Source organism: Nocardia sichangensis, from assembly GCF_047200615.1.
In the GTDB taxonomy this organism is placed as follows: domain Bacteria; phylum Actinomycetota; class Actinomycetes; order Mycobacteriales; family Mycobacteriaceae; genus Nocardia; species Nocardia sichangensis.
The window spans coordinates 1-17,988 of the sequence record NZ_JBJZOK010000062.1 but is presented as its reverse complement, the minus strand read 5'-3'; the positions used below and the strand labels follow the sequence as shown (position 1 = coordinate 17,988).

Here is a 17,988-nt window from a genome sequence, read left to right as displayed (position 1 = left end):
CCTGTTGCCCCCCCCCCCCCCCCCCCGGCGGGGCGGGGGGGGGGGGGCGGGGGGGGCCCCCCCCCCGGGCCCCCCCCCCCCCCCCCCCCGCGCCGCCCCCCCCCCCCCCCCCCCCCCCCGGGCCCCCCACCACGCCGCGCCCGCGCGGCCAAAAACTCAGAACGGATCCGCGGCGGCCCGGCGCAGGACTTCGCGGGCAAGGGGCCCGTGCAGGGCGTCGACCGGCTTGCCGGGCAGGGTGTCGTCGTCGGTGAAGATCCACTCCAGGATCTCCTCGTCGGTGTACTTGGCGTCGCGCATCACGGTGATCAGGCCGGGCAGCGGCTTCACGACCGCGCCGGTGTCGTCGAAGAACCGCTCGGGGACACCCGCCACGCCTTCTCTGCGGACGGCGATCAATTGATGGTCGCGCAACATCTGGTGCACCCGGGTTACCACAAGCCCGAGTCGCTCGGCCACCTCCGGCAGCGACACCAGGGTCACCGACTGCGGAAGGACGTCGTCACTGCAGGGAAATGCACTCACCCGGACAACGGTAGACGGTCGCGCGCCGCACGTCGTGAGACACCCGGGGTGGTGCGAGTCGATACCATCGTGGGGGCCGCACGGAGCGGCTGACTTTGTGAAAGCCGGAGGACTTCTCTTGATCGGCCAGATGCTGGAAGGGCGCTATCGGATCGATGCGCCGATCGCCCGCGGCGGAATGTCGATGGTCTTCCGCGGGGTCGACACCCGCCTGGACCGGCCGGTCGCCATCAAGGTGATGGATCCGAAGTTCGCGGGCGACCCCCAGTTCCTGTCCCGATTCGAGTTCGAGGCGCGCGCGGTCGCCAAACTCAAGCATCCTTCTCTGGTCGCGGTGTACGACCAGGGCATCGACGGCGATCACCCCTTCCTGATCATGGAGCTGGTCGAGGGCGGCACGCTGCGCGAGTTGCTGCGCGAACGCGGCCCGATGCCGCCGCACGCCGTGCGCGCTGTCGCCGAACCCGTACTCGCGGCCATCGGCGTCGCGCACTCCGCGGGACTGGTGCACCGCGACATCAAGCCGGAGAACGTGTTGATCTCCGACGCGGGCGAGGTGAAGATCGCCGATTTCGGTCTGGTGCGCGCGGTGGCGGCGGCGAACACCACATCGGCGAGCGTCATCCTCGGCACCGCCGCCTATCTGTCGCCCGAGCAGGTCACCAGCGGCTCCGCCGACTCGCGCAGCGACGTCTACTCCTTCGGCGTGCTGATCTTCGAGTTGCTCACCGGCCGGGTTCCGTTCACCGGCGACACGTCGATCTCGGTGGCCTATCAACGCATCGAGAACGATGTGCCGAGTCCGAGCGCTTTCATCTCCGGGGTACCGCCCGAGTTCGACGAACTGGTCGCCAAGGCGACCGCGCGCGAACCCGCGCACCGGTTCGCGGACGCGAACGAGATGGCGGCCGCGCTGCGGCTGATCGGCGCCGAGCTGCGGCTACCCGCCTATCGGGTGCCCACGCCGCAGGACTCCGCCGAGCATCTCAGCGCAGGCTACCGAGCCGTGCAGCCGGATCGCGACGACCAGCCTGGCTTCGCCGGGGCGTCTGCCCACCCGCCGCAGCCGGTGCAGCACACCCGAGTGGTCACCGCCCAGCGGCCCCGCATCGACCACGACGCGCCGGATGCCTACGACCGGCCGCAACCGGTGCGCCAAGCGCATCCCGCGGCGCCGTATCCGCCCTATTCCGACGACATCAACCGCTCGCGGCGCACGGTCTGGGTGTGGGTGGCCATCGTCGCGGTGCTCACCCTGCTGGTCGGCATCGGCGGCTGGTGGCTCGGTGTCGGTCGCTATTCTGCGGTGCCACCCATCGCGGGGCTGGACACCGACAAGGCGGTCGCCACCCTGCAGAATGCCGGCTTCGAGACCGAGATCCGCCAGAAGGCGTCGGACGCGATCCCGGTCGGCGGCGTGGTCGGCAGCGACCCTTCGGCCGGATCCAAGATCACCAAAGGGTCGACGGTCGCCGTCCTGGTCTCCAACGGCAAGCCGAAGGTACCGGACGTCAAAGCGGGTGACCAGGTGTCGAAGGTCAACCAGTTGATCCGGGACAACGGCCTGCAACCGGTCGACGCGGGCGAAGTGTCCAATACCGCGCCCAAGGGGACGGTCGCCCGGGTGGAACCGAACCCGGGGACCGTGCTGCCTCTCGGCGCGCAGGTGAAGGTATACCGCAGCAAGGGTTCCCAGCCGGTGAAGGTTCCCGACGTGCGCGGCAAGTCGACCGACGAAGCCACCAAGATCCTCACCGCCGCCGGCATCGCGGTGCGTGAGACCAAACCTCAGTTCGACCGCAGCGTCGAGGCGGACAAGGCCATCGGCACCCAGCCGGGCGCGGGCGCAACCATCCAATCGGGCGACGGCGTCGTCCTGCTGATCTCCAACGCTTTGAAGATGCCCGACGTCCGCGGGTGGACCGTGGCCAACGCCCGCACCAAGCTGGAGAGCCTCGGTTTGCGGGTCGAGGTGAAGCAGTTGGCGCGCGCGGACAGCTCCCTGGTGGTCTCACAGACTCCGGCCATCGGGGTCAACCTGGAGGCGGGCGACACGGTCACCATCGTGGCCCTTCCCTAGCGGGAAGCGCACCGGCCGCGGGTCAGGGAAGACCGCGCGGCCGGGGATCGGACCTCAGCGCAGCATTTCGGCGACGAGGAACGCCAACTCCAGCGACTGCTGAGTGTTCAGCCTGGGGTCGCAGGCGGTCTCGTAGCGGCCGGACAGATCGAGGTCGGAGATGTCCTGGGCGCCGCCGAGGCATTCGGTGACGTCCTCTCCGGTGAGTTCGATGTGCATGCCGCCGGGATGCGTGCCGAGCGCGTGGTGCACCTCGAAGAAGCCCTGCACCTCGTCGACGATGCGGTCGAAGTGGCGGGTCTTGAAGCCGGTGGACGACTCGTGGGTGTTGCCGTGCATCGGGTCGCACTGCCAGATCACCTGGTGACCGGTGGCCTGCACCTTCTCGATGATCGGCGGCAGCACGTCGCGGACCTTGCTGTGGCCCATGCGGGACACGATGGTCAGCCGGCCCGGCTCGTTGTTCGGGTCGAGCCGCTCGACGTACTCCACGGCCTGCTCGGGCGTGGTGGACGGGCCGATCTTCAGGCCGATCGGGTTGGCCAGCAGTTCCGCGAACGCGATGTGCGCTCCGTCGAGCTGGCGGGTGCGCTCGCCGATCCAGAGGAAGTGCGCCGACAGGTTGTAGAGCACCGGCTCGCCGATCGCGTTCTCGCTCAGGCGCAGCATGGCGCGCTCGTAGTCCAGCACGAGCGCTTCGTGGCTGGCGTAGATGCGGGCCGACTTCAGGCTCGGGTCGTTCACCCGGCACGCGGTCATGAACCTCAAGCCGCGGTCGATCTCCTCGGCCAGCGCCTCGTAGCGCGCGCCAGCGGGCGATTTGGCCACGAAGTCGCGGTTCCAGTCGTGCACCTTGTGCAGGTCGGCCATGCCCGCGCCGGTCAGCGCGCGCACCAGGTTCATTGCCGCACTCGCGTTGGCGTAGGCCCGGACCAAGCGCGACGGGTCGTGCTCGCGCAGCGCGGCGTCGGCGACCAGCGAGTTCACCATGTCGCCGCGGTAGGACTTGAGCCCGCGCGAATCGGTGTCCGAGGAGCGCGGTTTGGCGTACTGGCCCGCGATCCGCGCGACCTTCACCACCGGCAGGCTCGCGCCGTAGGTGAGCACCACCGCCATTTGCAGAAGAGTACGAATATTGCCGCGAATGTGCGGCTCGGTGTTGTCGGCGAAGGTCTCCGCGCAGTCGCCGCCCTGCAGGAGGAACGCTTCACCGCGGGCCACCTCGGCCAGCTGGCCACGCAGCTCCTCCACCTCGGCGGGCACGCAAATCGGCGGGACGCTCTCCAGCACTGTGCGCATGTTGGCCGCCTGCTCCGGATCCCAGGACGGCTGCTGCAGCGCGGGCCGCGCCAGCGCGTCGTCCAACCGCCTGCGCAGCTCGGTGGGCAGCGGCGGCAGTTCCGGCAGGCGATCGATGGGTACGTCGACGGTCCAGTTCACGAGTTCAGAATACGGACCGCACGCCCCGTGGGGACACCCAGTCCCAGGGCTGGAATCGCTCCACCCAGGGTGAATGTGTTCTGCCCAGCGGGTGCCGCCGCGGAGCAAGACCGTGTGGTTCGATTTGTCGTCTTCAGCGCCATCGCGGAATTCGAGGATTTTCGGTTGCCCGACTTGATACCGGCGATATGACGAAAATCCATTTCCGAAGGATTCTTCTATCCAGTTTCCAGGGCAGGATTCTCTCCTTGCCACACGGCCCTCGCGCTCGTACCCTCCGTGCACGACCTTCTACACTGCATACGAGAACACCAGCCATTCCGCACCCAATTGCTGCCGAAATCCCTGCCAGCGCAGATATCAGAGAGGCACCGTGCTTGAGATATTTTTATGACTGCGAATTCATCGAGGACGGAGTGACCATCGATCTGGTCTCCATCGGCGTCGTCTGCGAGGACGGCCGGGAGTACTACGCGGTGTCCACCGAATTCGATGCCGAACGTGCGGGGCCCTGGGTGCGCAAATTCGTACTGCCGCAGCTGCCTTCGCCCTCCTCTCCGCTGTGGCGCAGCCGCGACCGGATCCGCGACGAGCTGTACGCGTTCCTGGTGCCGCGGCCGACCGTGCAGCCGGAGTTGTGGGCCTGGGTGTCCGCCTACGATCACGTCGCCCTGTGCCAGTTGTGGGGCTCGATGGTCGATCTGCCCAACGCGCTGCCGCGCTACACCAATGAATTGCGTCAGCACTGGGAGTCGCACGGCCGTCCCGAACTTCCGCCGATCCCGCCGGACGCGCACGACGCGCTCGCCGACGCCCGGCACAACCTCGCCAAATTCGAGGCAATCGAGGCCGCACGCCGCGCGGCGCCACGCCTCTGACATAGGCGGCATAGACGCGAAAAGGCCCCGAGTCGTATTCGACTCGGGGCTTTCCGTGGCCGGGGCGTCAGTGGCCGTGCTTGCCGTTCGCCGCCTCCTGCGCCTGCTGCAGCACCTTCAGCTGCTTGTGCTCTTCGGCGTGCTCGATCTCGAAGTGCCGATCGCTCTCCTCCTGCGGATCCGCGCGCAGGAAGCTGCCGGTGCCGGGCTTGCCGGCCGAACCCAGCTTGCTCATCTTCTTCGGCACGGGCGCGCCCTGGTACTCCAGCGGGATCGGGTGGCCGTGGTCGTCGACCGGGCCGAGCGGCTGGTGCACCTCGATGTACTCGCCGTGCGGCAGGCGCTTGATCACACCGGTCTCGATACCGTGCTCGAGCACCGCCCGGTCGCTGCGCTGCAGGCCGAGGCAGAACCGGTAGGTGAGGTAGTACGCCACCGGCGGGGCGACGAGCAGTCCGATGCGGCCGATCCAGGTGGTCGCGTTCAGCGAGATGTCGAACTTCAGCGCGAGGATGTCGTTGACGCACGACAGCGTGAGCACCACATAGAACGCGATGGCCATCGCGCCGATCGCGGTCCGGACCGGGACGTCACGCGGACGCTGCAACAGGTTGTGATGCGCGGCGTTGTCGCCGGTGAGCCGCTTCTCGATCCACGGGTAGGCGATCAGCACCGTGAACACCAGACCCATGATCAGCGCGACCCAGAAGACGGCGGGCACGGTGTAGCGGCCCAGGTACAGCTCCCACGGCGGCATCAATCGCGCCATGCCGTCGGTCCACATCATGTAGAAGTCCGGCTGCGAACCCGCCGACACCTGCGACGGGTTGTACGGACCCAGGTTCCAGATCGGGTTGATCTGGAACACGCCACCCATGATGCCCACGATGCCGAGGGTGAAGGCGAAGAACGCGCCCTGGTCGGCGGCGAACACCGGCACGATCCGGGCGCCCACCACGTTGTTCTCCGTGCGACCGGGCCCGGGGAACTGGGTGTGCTTCTGGTACCACACCAGCGCCACGTGCGCGGCGATCAACGCCAGGATGATGCCGGGGAACAACAGCACGTGCGCGATGTAGAGCCGCGGAATGATGATCTCGCCGGGGAAGTCACCGCCGAAGATCAGCCAGTGCATCCAGGTACCGACGATCGGGATGCTCATGGTGATACCGCCGAACGCGGCCCGCAGGCCGGTGCCGGAGAGCAGGTCGTCGGGCAGCGAGTAACCGAAGAAGCCCTCGAACATCGCCAGGATCAGCAGCAGCGAGCCGATCACCCAGTTCGCCTCACGCGGCTTGCGGAACGCGCCGGTGAAGAAGATACGGAACAGGTGGATGATGATCGACGCCGCGAACAGCAGGGCCGCCCAGTGGTGGACCTGCCGGACGAACAGACCGCCGCGGACCTCGAAGGTGATGTTCAGCGCGGTCTCGTAGGCGCGCGACATGGTCACGCCGCGCAGCGGCTGGTAGGCGCCGTTGTAGACGACCTCGCTCATCGAGGGATCGAAGAACAAGGTCAGGTAGACGCCCGACAGCAGCAGGATGATGAAGCTGTAGAGCGCGATCTCGCCGAGCAGGAACGACCAATGCGTCGGGAAGACCTTGTTGATCGACCGCTTCATGAACGCGGCGGCGCGGTAGCGCTCGTCCGCCTCGCTGGCTTGGGCTGCGACTGAAGGACTCATGAACGGCGCTCCCAGTAGGCCGGGCCGAGCGGCTCGATGAAGTCGCCGTTGGCGACCAGGAAGCCCTCAGCGTTGACGGTGATCGGCAGCTGCGGCAGCGCGCGAGCGGCGGGACCGAAGACCGGCTTGCCCCACTCGGTCGCGGAGAACTGCGACTGGTGGCAGGGGCACAGGATCCGGTTGGTCTGCTGCTCGAACAGCGAGGTCGGGCAGCCGAGGTGGGTGCAGATCTTCGAGTAGGCGAAGTAGTCGCCGTAGTTGAAGCTCTCCTGACCCTTGCGCTTGATCGCCTTCTGCGCGTCCTCGGTACGCAGGCGGATCAGCATGACGGCGTTGCGGATGCCGCGCAGCGACTGCAGGGTCGCGTGCTCGTCACCGCGCCACTTCTCCTTCCACGGGAACACCGTCTCCATGGCGCCCGCGTCCAGGTCCTCCGGACGCACCAGCACCACGTCCTCCGGGCGACCGGTGTCGCGGCGGATGTAGATGGTCTCGCCCGGGAAGTCCGGGGTCCAGCCGGAGACCCACAGCGGCGACTTGTCGCCCTTTGCCCACGGGTTCTTGATCAGACCGCCGACGAAGACCAGCAGCGCGCCGACGCCGAGTACACCGACGCCCGCGCCCGCGGTGCGGGTGATCATCTTGCGGCGGCCGAGCGTGGAGGTGTCCAGCGCGTCCTGCAGCTCGGCGACCAGGGTGCGGCGCTCGACCTCCGGCGACGGACCGTCGTGCCGCTCCTGGATGGAGAGTTCGGCGGGGATGAACAGCTTGCGGATCAGCACCACCGCCACGCCGATGACCAGCACCGAGATGCCGAAGGTCAGGCCGACCAGCGGGGTGAACAGCGAGTAGAGCCCGTGGCCCTCCTCGTCCTTGGCCTTGAACTCCCACGGCCAGAACAGGAACACACCGACCAGCGCCGCGGCCGCGATGCCGGACACGGCGAACCAGAAGGTGACCGCGCGCTCGGCGCGCTTCTCCGCCCGGGTCCCGGGGATCGGGAAGCGCTCGCGGCGGTAGGCGACGTCGACGCCGTCGCGCTCGGTACCGAGCTTGACCAGCTCGTCGCGCGACATCTTGTCGAGGTCCGCCTCGGTGGGCTCCGCCGGGTTGGCGTTCACCGACTGCTCCTTCGACAGATGCGCGTCGTGGCCCTCATCCGGCCGACCCATGTCGTCTCGCTCCTTCTCGCTATTGCTCATGACCTGGATCCGATCCACATCGCGGCGCCGACGACGAGCGTGATGCCGACCACCCAGATGGCCAGGCCCTCGGTCGCGGGACCGAACCCGCCGAGATCCCAGCCGCCCGGGCTGTGCTCCTCGGTCGCGTTCTTGACGTAGGCGATGATGTCGCGCTTCTCCTCCGCGCTCAGCTGGCGATCGGAGAACTTCGGCATGTTCTGCGGGCCGGTGATCATCGCGGCGTAGATCTGCTGCTCGCTCGCCGGTTCCAGCGGCGGCGCGAACTTACCGGAGGACAGCGCGCCGCCGCGTCCGGTGAAGTTGTGGCAGGACGCGCAGTTCATGCGGAACAGCTCCGAGCCGCGGGCGATGTCGTCGCCGCGCATCGACTCCTGGGCGACCTCGCCGTTGGCGTCGCGGACCACGGTCGGACCGCCGCCGTGGGCAGCCACGAACGCGCTCAGCGCGTCGGTCTGGTGGGCGTCGAACTTCGGCGGCTTGCGCTGCGCCTGGGCCTCGTTACGGGCCATCGGCATGCGGCCGGAGGACACCTGGAAGTAGACCGCGGCCTCGCCGACGCCGATCAGGCTGGGACCACGGTCGGCCACACCCTGCAGGTTCGCGCCGTGGCAGGTGATGCAGGACGTGTCGTAGAGCTGCTCGCCCTCGCGGATGAGCGCGGACTGGTCCTCGTGCGCGGTGGCCCGCTGCGGGTCCGGCGTGAGGGCCGATGCCAGGAAGCCTGCTCCGACGAGGCCCACCAGCAGCGCAAGTCCGCCCGCGATGCGACGGCGAACGCGCCGCTGCCTGCGCGTCTTGCTGGCCTGGCCGTTCCCGGGGCTGGCGGGCTCTGGCGCTGACGGGGGAGATGAACTCATCTGTGTCCCTTTGGAGTAGACGGAACCGACTTGTGCGAAAGATCTCGGGTCGCGCCGCGCCCGCCGAGGCGGCGCGGCGACCACGATCAGCGGACGAAGTAGATCGTGGCGAACAACCCGATCCACACGATGTCGACGAAGTGCCAGTAGTAGGAGACGACGATCGCGGCGGTGGCCTGCGCGGGGGTGAACTTGCTGACCTTGGTGCGCATGAGCAGGAACACGAACGCGATCAGACCGCCGATGACGTGCAGACCGTGGAAGCCGGTGGTGATGAAGAACACCGAGCCGTAGGAGCTGCTGGAGATCGTGGTGCCCTCGTGCGCGAGGTTCATGTACTCGTAGCCTTGGCCGCCGACGAAGAACGCGCCCATGATCAGAGTGATGACGTACCAGCGGCGCAGGCCGAACACGTCGCCCTTCTCCGCGGCGAACACGCCCATCTGGCAGGTGAACGACGACGCGACCAGCACGGTCGTGACCGGCACTGCGAGCTTCAGGTTCAGCTCGGTCGGCTCCGGCGGCCAGTTACCGTGCGCCTGGGCGCGGGCGACGAAGTACATCGCGAACAGGCCGGCGAAGAACATCAGCTCGCTCGACAGCCAGATGATGGTACCGACGCTGACCATGTTGGGCCGGTTCAGCGAATGCACACGCTGGGTAATGGCCGATCCTGGGGTCCCTACTGCGGTCGTCACGGGGGTAAGTATGACTCGTCGTAGTACGACGGCAGTAGCCGGGTACGAAACTCGTTCCTCCGTGTCGGAAAACGCAGGGAGAGCGGGCTCTCGACCAGGCAGGGCCGGTACGAGCCGGATGCGCGAACCGGGTACGAGTCGCACGCGCGGACGAACGCCCGGCCAGCATGACAGGCGAGGGTAAGGAGAAGCTGAGATGAAGGTGAAGGCGACGCCGGGACTGTGGCGACGACTGTTCCGGCGGGACCGGGACACCGCTCTCGACCCGGACCGGGCGGACCTGGTCGTGGTCGCGTCGAGTTTCGACGACGCGGAGGCGTGTTCGGCCGCGCTGGCGCGCGCGACGGGGCTGGCACCGGATGCTCCCGCCGTGCTGCGGCATCACCTGCGCATCCCGCCCCGGCACGTGCAGGCCGTCTGCGCGATCGCCGCGCAGGACGGCTACTCCCCCGCACCGCAGGTGAGCGGCCCGGGCACCGACGAGTTCGAGCCGCTGATCCTGCGGCGCGTGCAACTGCTCGACGCCCTGCACTGCTCCCAGGAGCGCTCCCGCATGGCCGGTCTCGCCCAACGCCACGACGGCCACGCCGACGGCTGGGACGCCCTGCAACCGAGCCCACAGCCGTAACAGCCCCGCCGACCGGGGTTCCCCGACGACTCCGGCAGCGACAACTCGCACGTGTGACGAAGCCGTGGCCGAGCGAACACAACTCCCGAACCGCGCGCCCCGCCCGACTTCGACCACCAACGCGCCCAGCGCACCCCAGCCACGTCTTTCGAGCGAAGCGAGACCGAGCATCCGCCGTTGGCCCGGCTCGCGTGTGCGCGGCCGCCGCGTAGGCGACGAAGGAGCAAGCGGCGGTCGCGCACACGCGAGCCATAAAGGGGCCGCGAACACCCAGCGCCGCAGGCGCTGGAAGAACTAACACAGCTAGGCTGCTTGCGGACAAACTGGTGCGCGAACCAGTGTGACGGGAGAAGTGTGGAATGAGCGTGCGCAGCTGGCCCCAGGTGCTCGGAACCCTCGCCGACGGTGGCGACCTGGCCGCGGACGACACGGCGTGGGCGATGAGCGAGATCATGTCCGACAACGCCACCCCCGCGCAGATCGCCGCGTTCGGCGTCGCCATGAAGATCAAGGGACCCACGCCCGCCGAGCTGACCGGCCTGGCCAGCGGCATGCTCGAGCACGCCCGGCTGGTGCGGATCGATGGCGACGCGGTCGACATCGTCGGCACCGGAGGCGACCGGTCCGGCTCGGTGAACATCTCCACCATGTCCTCGATCGTGGTGGCCGCGGCGGGGGTGCCCGTGGTCAAGCACGGGAACCGGGCCGCATCGTCGAAGAGCGGCGGCGCCGATGTGCTGGAGGCGCTGGGCGTGAAGCTCGCCCTCGGTCCCGAGGCGGTGGCTCGCTGCGTGCGGGAAGTCGGCATCGGTTTCTGCTTCGCGGCCGTGTTCCATCCCGCCCTGAGGTACGCGGGCGCGGCGCGCAGCCAGATCGGCATCCCGACCGTCTTCAACGTGCTGGGGCCGCTGACCAACCCCGCGCAGCCGCGCGCCGGGCTGGTCGGCTGCGCGTTCGCCGACCTGCTGCCCGTGATCGCGGGCGTGTTCGCCGAACGCGGCGCGAGCGCGCTGGTGGTGCGCGGCAACGACGGCCTCGACGAGATCACCACCTCGGACACCACCGAGGCGTGGATCGTGTCGGGTGGACGAACGCGCCGAACCACCATCGATCCGACCCGCATCGGCATCCCGCGGGTCGATCTGGACGCGCTGCGCGGCGGCGACAGCGAGGTGAACGCGGGCGTGGCCCGCGACGTGCTCGCCGGTCGCGGTGGCGCGGTCCGGGACGCGGTCCTGCTGAATTCGGCCGCGGCGATCCTGACCTACGACTGGTCGCGCGGCGTCGGCGATCCCGACGCCGACCTGCACGCCGCGCTCGCGGCAGGCGTCGAGCGCGCCGCCGAGGCGATCGACACGGGCGCCGCCACAGCGTTGCTGGAGCGCTGGGCGAAGCTGACGCAGACGCTCGGCGACAACTGACGCGGGCCGGCTCGGTGCCCGCAGCGATGCCCGGCTCGTGCACGCTGCCGCGGCTTCCGCGCCGACCTGGCCGTGCCGATGCTCCGACATCGCCGCTGGGGACATGCGCCGACACGCTGACCTGAGCGAGGGCCGTGGCCGGGATCGTCGCGGCCGGTAACGTCGGCCGGACAATTCGGCGCATGCCGAGTCGGGCACCGCGTCGATCGGTTCGACCGACGAGGAGCACCGACATGCGACTTTTTGTTCCGCTACTCGCCGTCCTCGCCACGGCAGGCATCGCCGCCGCCCCAGGAGCGAATGCGGCCGGAGGCGTTTTGTTCGCCGACGGCGTCGTGTACGAGAACCCGGTCGGCTGCGTCGAGGTCGGCGACGGGTCCGACGTGGAGATCCGCAACCGCACCGACGGCGTCGCGCACTTGTACGAGTCGCCGGACTGCTCGGGCGACGTCGTCGTGCTGCCACCGAACGACGGCGCCTATTTCGCCGTGCGCAGTGTCCGGGTGCGGGACTGAGGGACTATTCGCCGAGCGAGAACGCCGCCTCCACTTCGGCGCGCGAATACGACTTGAACGCGATATGGGTCGTGGTGCGCAGGACACCCGGTGTCTTGTCGATCCGGCCGGTCACCACATCGGCGATCTGCTCGTGGTCACGTACCCGCACGATCGCGATCAGGTCCACGTCACCCGCGCAGGAGTAGACCTCGGCGACGCCGTCGGTGTCCGCGACCGCCTGCGCGGTCTCCGGGATGCGGCCGTTGTCGGCGTGGATCAGGACGATCGCGGTAATCATGACGCTCAGCCTAAGCGGTCCAGATAACCTTCCTCGGTCGGTTGGGCGCTGACCGCCGCGTCGGCCAGTTCCGCCCAGCCCAGCCAGCGCGCCGCGCCGAAGAGCGGCTCGTGATACCCGTCCGTGGTCCGCACGATGCGTACGCCGGGCCGGGCCAGCCAGCGTACGACCAGCGCCACTTCCTCGGGAGACGCGCCGCGTAAAGGCGGGGCGTTCTCGACCGGAGACCTGGCGTGGTCCTGCACATGCGGTCCGGCAACCCCGGCCGGAACCACTGTTTCGGCGGCGGCCACGATCTGCTCCACGATGGGCATCGGCGGCACGCCCCGCTGGGCGGTGCCGGAACCGGCCAGGCGGCCGTACCGGATGACCGCGAACTCCCACCCGCCGTCACCGTCGGGATGCGCGGCGATCAGCTCGGCGATGCGCGCCACCGCGGCCAGTCGCTGGGTGCGCCGCAGCGCGCGCACCACTCGCGCCGCGCGATCGCGCAGCCGCGCCGCCGCCTCGAAATGTTCCGCGCGCGAATGAGTTTCGATGCGGTCGAGCATGAACCGGATCGGCGCGTCGCTGCGCCCGGCGAACAACGCGCGCACGAGCGCGGACGCGGGCGCGTACTGCGCCATGTCCAGCGGCTTTCCCTCGGAGCCCGCTGGACATCCGCCGACCAGGGCGGGCGGGCACTCGTGCGCCGCGTTCCTTGACAGCCGTGCCGTGCAGGTGCGCAACCCGGTGAATTCGGCGATGATCACGCCCAGGTCGGCGGCGTCGTTGCGGGAGTTGAACGGCCCCAACGCGTCCCGGCCGGGCTCGCGCACCACCGAGAACCGCGGGAACGGCTCGTCGGTGAGAGTGAGCCACCAGGCCCGTTTCGGGAATTTCGACCGGCGGTTGTAGGGCGGGGTGTGCGCCACCAACAGCCGCAGTTCGCGCACCCCCGCCTCGAGCGCGTGCGCGCACACCACGTGGTCGACCCGAATCGCCAGCGAGACCATCTCTTTCATCCGCCCTCTGGTCTCCGAACCGGTGAAGTAGTTACGGACGCGGCGGCGCAGGTTCACAGCCGTGCCTATATATAGGACTTCGTCCGAGGGACCGCGGAACAAATACACCCCCGGAGCGGCGGGGAGATCGGCCGCGAGGACGCGTTTGGAGCGCTGCCGGGGCGTGACGTCGGGCAGGTAGTCGAGCAGCTCGGTGAGACTGTGGACGCCTTGGTTCCCGACCCGCGCGATCAGGGCGTGCAGCACGTCGACGGTCGCGCGCGCGTCTTGCAGTGCCCGGTGCGTCGGCTGCGTGGTGGCGCCGAGCAGCCGGGCCAGCGAACCCAGCCGCACGGAAGGCGCCTCGTCGCGCCCGAGCACCCGTCGCGCCAGCTTCACGGTGCACAGCACCTGCGCGGCCGGCCATGCGGTGTCGCACTGCGCCGCGGCGGCACGCAGGAACGCCATGTCGAACCGTGCGTTGTGCGCGACCAGCACCGCGCCCGCGGCGAACTCCAGGAAGCCGGGCAGCACCGCCTCGATGCGCGGCGCGGCGTACACCATCGCGGTGGTGATGCCCGTGACGTGCACGATCGCGGGCGGTATCGCTCGTCCCGGGTTGACCAGTGTCGCGAATTCGCCGAGCACCTCCCCGCCGCGCACCTTCACCGCTCCGATCTCGGTGATGCCGTCGGCCGCGGGACTGGTCCCGGTGGTCTCCAGGTCCACGACCACGAAAGTCGTGTCGTACAAGGGAGTGTCGAGCTCGTCGAAAGCCAGCTGCTGGACGGCCGGGCGCGGCACGGGATCGGACACGGCGAGCAGCGTAGGGCCACGGTCCGACAGGAACCGAGCACGCGAATACGCCACGAAATGTCCGAATGACACCGTGGAGATTTCGGGGCGATACCCGGGAAATGATCTAGAAATGCGGAAAAGAGACCCAGATCACATAAGGTTCAAAACTGTATCAAACATTGCGGCGAGTCCCGCGAAAAGCGATCTCCCGCCCTCGGGCGTGTCGACAACCCCTGGCTCTACGGTGTACGAACGAGCGACCATATCGGAACCTATGGCACATTATCCGCCACTACCTGGGAAAACACCCTGCAGACCCACCCGGGGTAGCCGACCGGTCCACCCCGCCGCGCGACCCTGCCCGAACGCGCGCTCTCGCACGATTACCCCGCCGTTATCTTTTCGTGATTCGGTGGGACGTATCTCACATCCATTAGCCGCTGAAATTGTTGAGCAACCCCATTTCGCTTCGCCGACGCTTTACAAACGACCGTGATGTGTTCGTAACCTTTTCGAGACCTCACGGAGTCCCGCCGCGCCGACCGGTGCGGCGCCGACGAAGTCCGCGGCACCACCGGGTGCGGCGTCGTGAGGCAGATTGGGAGTACCGCATCATGACGACCAACGCCGCCAAGCGTCAGGCGAAGCGCGCTGTTGCCGCCGGGGCCGTCGGCGCTGCCACCATCGGCGCGTTCCTGCTGCCCGCAGCCCCCGCGTCGGCCCAGCCGGTGACCGTCCCCGGCGTGGGAACCTTCGACGTTCCGAACGAGCTGCCGGTTCCGCCGGGCATTCCGGGCGTCGAGCTGCCCGGCCCCGCTCCCCTGCCCTTCGTCGCACCCAAGGCCTCCGGCGACATCGCGCTGGACGCCGCCCTGAGCAAGGTCGGCTCGCCGTACGTCTACGGCGCCGCGGGCCCGGACGCGTTCGACTGCTCCGGCCTGGTCCAGTGGTCCTACCGCCAGGCGGGCATCGAACTGCCCCGCACCAGCGGCGCCCAGCTCGCCGCGGGCAGCCCCGTGTCCCTGGACGATCTGCGCCCTGGCGACCTCGTCTCGTTCTACGGCGGCGGACACTCCGGCCTCTACGCCGGTGACGGCAACGTCGTGCACGCGTCCACCTCGGGCCAGCCCGTGAAGGTGGCGCCGATCTCCTCCATGCCGATCGCGGGCGCTCGCCGCTTCTGAGAAGCAGCTGGTCGGGCCGCGAGATCGCGGCCCGACCGCACCACGGCCCTGTGATCAATTCGTTCTCTACTGGACATCGATGTGGGCCGTTCCGTAACCTAACCGAGACCTTCCACCGATTACCCCGGGTTCGCCCGGCGCAAACCTCGGGGTTCGTCGAAGGCTTCCGCGTCGGTTTCGCGAGAGATCGCTGCACGAGAGAACGGGGCACCGCGGGCTGTGGCTGAGCATCACCGGGGACAGCAGACCAAACGTCTGGTGGGAGGGACGCTGGCAGCCGGATTGCTGGCCGCCGGTCTCTACGGCGGCGGCCCGGCCGGAGCGGATCCGGTGGCGCTTCCCTCCACCGCCACGGAGGCGGTGCAGCGGATGATCGATCTGTCTCGTCAGTCCGAACAGCTCAACCAGCAGGCTCTGGGCGTGGAAGCCGAGTTGGACGCGAAGCTCGCCGTCCAGCGTGACGCCGACGCTCGGCTGGCCGCCAGCACCGACCTGGTGAACCACGCCAGGGACGAGATCCGCCGGTATCGGCCGGTCATCGACCGCACCGCGATCGCCGCCTACCAGGGCGCCCGCACCAACCGCCTGTTCGCCGTGCTGGTCAGCGACTCACCGCAGCAACTGCTCGACCAGATGTCCACGCTGGACGTGGTGTCCGCGCAGACCTCCGAGCAGCTCGACCACTACTCGAAGGCCACCGACGCCGCGACCGCCGCCGAATCGGCGGCCCGCACCGCCGCCGACGCCGCCCGGTCCGCCGCGCAGAAAGCCGAGGCGGTGCGCATCGAACTGGAGCACAAGCGCAGCGACCTCGGCGGCGCCATCGCCCAGGTGGTGCAGGCCTGGGGGTCGCTGTCGGCCAAGGACAAGTCGGCCCTCGCCGGATCGCCGTTCCCGCCCGGCTTCGACCGGGACAGTCTCTTGCAGGGCCTCGTCCCCGGCAGCGGGACCAGCGCGCTGGCGGCCGGGCTCACCCGGATCGGCGACCCTTACGTCTGGGGCGCCACCGGTCCGGACCAGTTCGACTGCTCCGGCCTCGTCCAGTGGGCGTTCAAGCAGGTCGGCAAGAACGTGCCCCGGACGAGCTCGCAGCAGGCCACCTACGGCACGCCCGTGGCCAAGGAGGATCTGCAGCCCGGCGACGTCGTGTTCTTCTACTCCGACATCTCGCACGTCGGCATCTACGCGGGCAACGGGCTCATGCTGCACGCCTCCACCTTCGGCGTGCCCGTCGCGGTCGCACCCATGAGCTCGACGCCGTTCCATTCGGCTCGGCGATACTAGAGGCCGTGAGCGAGCCAACCAGCGGCACCGCAGTACTCGAAGCCCGACCAACCCGCGACGGGCAACGGTGACCCACCCGGGCGGGCGGCGCGGCGCCTACCCCGTCGGCCGCACAGCCGTATCCCCCGCCGGGGCGCGCCGATGAACGGCATGCGGAGATTGCGCGCGTGGTGCTCGGCCCGGCGACGCTTCGAGTTCTGTCTCACCGTCGCGATGGTGGTGGCACTCACCGGCGTGTGCGTCGCGCTGATCATGTTGCCGAACACGGTGCTGCCGAAACTGCGGGCCGCGGAGCCGGGAGCGACCGAGGCGGTGGGTCAGGCGGCGGCCGCCGATCCCCGGCTGGCCGAGGTGCGGCGCATCGTCGAACCGTTCGGGTCGATCATCGCCCGCCAGGTGCCGACCGGAGACGGGGGACGATCCCTGGTCGTCGGCCATCCCGACCAGCGGATCGAAATCGACGTGCTGGAACGTGAACTCGCCGAGGCCACCGCCGCGGTGACCGACGTCTGGGGTCCCGGCTGGGCGCAGTCCGCGCTGGTCGTCGTCGCCTCGTCGCCCTCCGAGTTCGCGGCCCTGCTGCGCTCACCCGGTCTCCTGCCCGCCGAAGTCGCCGCCGCCTCCGTCGCCGATCCGTTCACGGCGGGCAGTCGGCCCACCGGCCAGCGCGTCGTCTTCGGCCCCGACACCGGACGCCGCCTCGATCCCGAGGGCATGGCCACCCTGCTGCGGCATGAACTCACCCACATCGCCGCTCGCGCCGACACTGTCGACGGCGCCCCGCTGTGGATGCTGGAGGGTTTCGCCGACTACACCGCGCACCACGGGGAGGACCAGCGGTTCTCCGACATCGCTCCCACGCTCACCGCGCATGCCCACGCGGGCCGGATCCCCGAGGATCTGCCGCCCGACACCGACTTCTCCGGCCCCGACGCCGCCTTCACATACGAAAAGGCCTGGTCGATCTGCGCCTTCGTCGCCGAGAAGTACGACCGAGCCCGCCTCGTCCAGCTCTACCACCGCATCGCGGCGGGCAAACAGGACCCCACCACCGAAGACGGCATCCTCCGCGAAGTTCTCGGCACCCCCCGCGCCGATTTCGTCGACGACTGGCGCGAGTGGCTCCGAACCCGAACCGCCTGACCCCTACCGACAGCCGCGAGCGCACCGGTGCGGCACCCGTTACGCAGGGTCAGCGGACGTCGGCGCGGAATCGGAAGGCGTCGCGCGGCAACTGGTGTCGGCCTGCTCCCGCTGCTGCTCGGCCTACGCGCCGGTGGGGCATGTGGCGCGATCGCGACAACGGCGGCGACGATCCCAGCGGCCCGATCCACGGCGGCGCTCCCACAAAGCCTGTCCGTCGCCGGCGGTGAGCGAGTCACCCTCGCCAGCGGCGGTGACCGTCCTCATCACCATCGAACTCACCATCCTCATCGAAGGCGGCACTTTCGCCCTATGACCCCCGACCCGGCGCCGCTCATCGTGTCGACCCCGCAACGCCCTCGACGATGAACGACCGACCTTT

Annotated in this window: 16 protein-coding genes; 8 read left to right on the top strand and 8 right to left on the bottom strand. The window is 69.1% G+C overall.

Annotated features, from left to right (window positions below):
- Positions 1-156: 156 nt before the first annotated feature.
- A complete protein-coding gene (locus ACL03I_RS38480) occupies positions 157-525 on the bottom strand; it encodes an Rv2175c family DNA-binding protein (RefSeq protein ID WP_355079591.1) in 369 nt (122 codons plus the stop codon).
- Positions 526-643: 118 nt separating this feature from the next.
- Between ACL03I_RS38480 and pknB the strand changes: the two genes are divergently transcribed.
- Positions 644-2,605, top strand: a complete 1,962-nt coding sequence (pknB, locus tag ACL03I_RS38475; RefSeq protein ID WP_412808522.1) for a Stk1 family PASTA domain-containing Ser/Thr kinase — start codon at positions 644-646, stop codon at positions 2,603-2,605.
- A 54-nt stretch (positions 2,606-2,659) separates the two neighbouring features.
- Here pknB and ACL03I_RS38470 read toward each other — a convergent pair whose 3' ends face one another.
- Entirely contained in the window at positions 2,660-4,045 is a 1,386-nt protein-coding gene (locus tag ACL03I_RS38470) for a class II 3-deoxy-7-phosphoheptulonate synthase (protein WP_355079587.1), read from the bottom strand.
- 377 nt (positions 4,046-4,422) lie between these two features.
- Between ACL03I_RS38470 and ACL03I_RS38465 the strand changes: the two genes are divergently transcribed.
- The gene (locus ACL03I_RS38465; protein ID WP_355079585.1) at positions 4,423-4,923 is read left to right on the top strand and encodes a polyadenylate-specific 3'-exoribonuclease AS; all 501 of its coding nucleotides are present in this window, start codon (positions 4,423-4,425) and stop codon (positions 4,921-4,923) included.
- Between the two features lie 67 nt (positions 4,924-4,990).
- Here ACL03I_RS38465 and qcrB read toward each other — a convergent pair whose 3' ends face one another.
- The 4 genes from qcrB to ctaE all read right to left on the bottom strand — a co-directional run bounded on the left by qcrB (position 4,991) and on the right by ctaE (position 9,370).
- Positions 4,991-6,610, bottom strand: coding sequence for a cytochrome bc1 complex cytochrome b subunit (gene qcrB / locus ACL03I_RS38460; RefSeq protein ID WP_355079583.1), 1,620 nt, complete (start codon positions 6,608-6,610; stop codon positions 4,991-4,993).
- Positions 6,607-7,782 (bottom strand): cytochrome bc1 complex Rieske iron-sulfur subunit, encoded by a 1,176-nt coding sequence (gene qcrA, locus ACL03I_RS38455; protein ID WP_412808523.1) that lies wholly within the window; start codon positions 7,780-7,782, stop codon positions 6,607-6,609. Before qcrA ends, qcrB begins: the two co-directional genes overlap by 4 nt.
- Positions 7,783-7,808: 26 nt before the next feature.
- Positions 7,809-8,672 carry a cytochrome bc1 complex diheme cytochrome c subunit gene (gene qcrC / locus ACL03I_RS38450; RefSeq protein WP_355079581.1) on the bottom strand — a complete coding sequence of 288 codons (864 nt, stop codon included), beginning with the start codon at positions 8,670-8,672 and terminating at the stop codon, positions 7,809-7,811.
- A gap of 86 nt (positions 8,673-8,758) precedes the next feature.
- A complete protein-coding gene (gene ctaE, locus ACL03I_RS38445; protein WP_039797061.1) occupies positions 8,759-9,370 on the bottom strand; it encodes an aa3-type cytochrome oxidase subunit III in 612 nt (203 codons plus the stop codon).
- 196 nt (positions 9,371-9,566) lie between these two features.
- Between ctaE and ACL03I_RS38440 the strand changes: the two genes are divergently transcribed.
- The 3 genes from ACL03I_RS38440 to ACL03I_RS38430 all read left to right on the top strand — a co-directional run bounded on the left by ACL03I_RS38440 (position 9,567) and on the right by ACL03I_RS38430 (position 11,934).
- On the top strand, positions 9,567-9,998 hold the full coding sequence (locus ACL03I_RS38440; protein WP_355079579.1) for a hypothetical protein: 432 nt from the start codon (positions 9,567-9,569) through the stop codon (positions 9,996-9,998).
- Between the two features lie 359 nt (positions 9,999-10,357).
- Positions 10,358-11,419, top strand: a complete 1,062-nt coding sequence (gene trpD / locus ACL03I_RS38435) for an anthranilate phosphoribosyltransferase (protein WP_412808521.1) — start codon at positions 10,358-10,360, stop codon at positions 11,417-11,419.
- Positions 11,420-11,652: 233 nt separating this feature from the next.
- Positions 11,653-11,934, top strand: a complete 282-nt coding sequence (locus ACL03I_RS38430; RefSeq protein ID WP_355081461.1) for a hypothetical protein — start codon at positions 11,653-11,655, stop codon at positions 11,932-11,934.
- Positions 11,935-11,938: 4 nt separating this feature from the next.
- On the opposite strand, the gene ACL03I_RS38425 is transcribed toward ACL03I_RS38430, so the two are convergent.
- Complete coding sequence (locus ACL03I_RS38425; RefSeq protein WP_067800602.1) at positions 11,939-12,214, bottom strand: Lrp/AsnC family transcriptional regulator; 276 nt, start codon at positions 12,212-12,214, stop codon at positions 11,939-11,941.
- A gap of 5 nt (positions 12,215-12,219) precedes the next feature.
- Positions 12,220-14,013 (bottom strand): DEDD exonuclease domain-containing protein, encoded by a 1,794-nt coding sequence (locus ACL03I_RS38420; protein WP_412808520.1) that lies wholly within the window; start codon positions 14,011-14,013, stop codon positions 12,220-12,222.
- A gap of 596 nt (positions 14,014-14,609) precedes the next feature.
- Between ACL03I_RS38420 and ACL03I_RS38415 the strand changes: the two genes are divergently transcribed.
- The 3 genes from ACL03I_RS38415 to ACL03I_RS38405 all read left to right on the top strand — a co-directional run bounded on the left by ACL03I_RS38415 (position 14,610) and on the right by ACL03I_RS38405 (position 17,606).
- Positions 14,610-15,179: a C40 family peptidase gene (locus ACL03I_RS38415; protein ID WP_355081457.1), complete on the top strand. Its 570-nt coding sequence runs from the start codon at positions 14,610-14,612 to the stop codon at positions 15,177-15,179.
- Between the two features lie 219 nt (positions 15,180-15,398).
- Positions 15,399-16,463 (top strand): NlpC/P60 family protein, encoded by a 1,065-nt coding sequence (locus ACL03I_RS38410; RefSeq protein ID WP_412808519.1) that lies wholly within the window; start codon positions 15,399-15,401, stop codon positions 16,461-16,463.
- 150 nt (positions 16,464-16,613) lie between these two features.
- Entirely contained in the window at positions 16,614-17,606 is a 993-nt protein-coding gene (locus tag ACL03I_RS38405; protein ID WP_397072828.1) for a hypothetical protein, read from the top strand.
- Positions 17,607-17,988 lie beyond the last annotated feature (382 nt).

What these genes read in the sequence shown, in the direction of transcription:
- ACL03I_RS38440 (WP_355079579.1), top strand. Translation starts at nt 9,567, where the DNA reads ATGAAGGTGAAGGCGACGCCGGGACTGTGGCGACGACTGTTCCGGCGG.
- qcrA (WP_412808523.1), bottom strand. Translation starts at nt 7,782, where the DNA reads ATGGGTCGGCCGGATGAGGGCCACGACGCGCATCTGTCGAAGGAGCAG.
- qcrB (WP_355079583.1), bottom strand. Translation starts at nt 6,610, where the DNA reads ATGAGTCCTTCAGTCGCAGCCCAAGCCAGCGAGGCGGACGAGCGCTAC.
- ACL03I_RS38425 (WP_067800602.1), bottom strand. Translation starts at nt 12,214, where the DNA reads ATGATTACCGCGATCGTCCTGATCCACGCCGACAACGGCCGCATCCCG.
- ACL03I_RS38405 (WP_397072828.1), top strand. Translation starts at nt 16,614, where the DNA reads ATGCGGAGATTGCGCGCGTGGTGCTCGGCCCGGCGACGCTTCGAGTTC.
- ACL03I_RS38430 (WP_355081461.1), top strand. Translation starts at nt 11,653, where the DNA reads ATGCGACTTTTTGTTCCGCTACTCGCCGTCCTCGCCACGGCAGGCATC.
- ACL03I_RS38415 (WP_355081457.1), top strand. Translation starts at nt 14,610, where the DNA reads ATGACGACCAACGCCGCCAAGCGTCAGGCGAAGCGCGCTGTTGCCGCC.
- qcrC (WP_355079581.1), bottom strand. Translation starts at nt 8,672, where the DNA reads ATGAGTTCATCTCCCCCGTCAGCGCCAGAGCCCGCCAGCCCCGGGAAC.
- trpD (WP_412808521.1), top strand. Translation starts at nt 10,358, where the DNA reads ATGAGCGTGCGCAGCTGGCCCCAGGTGCTCGGAACCCTCGCCGACGGT.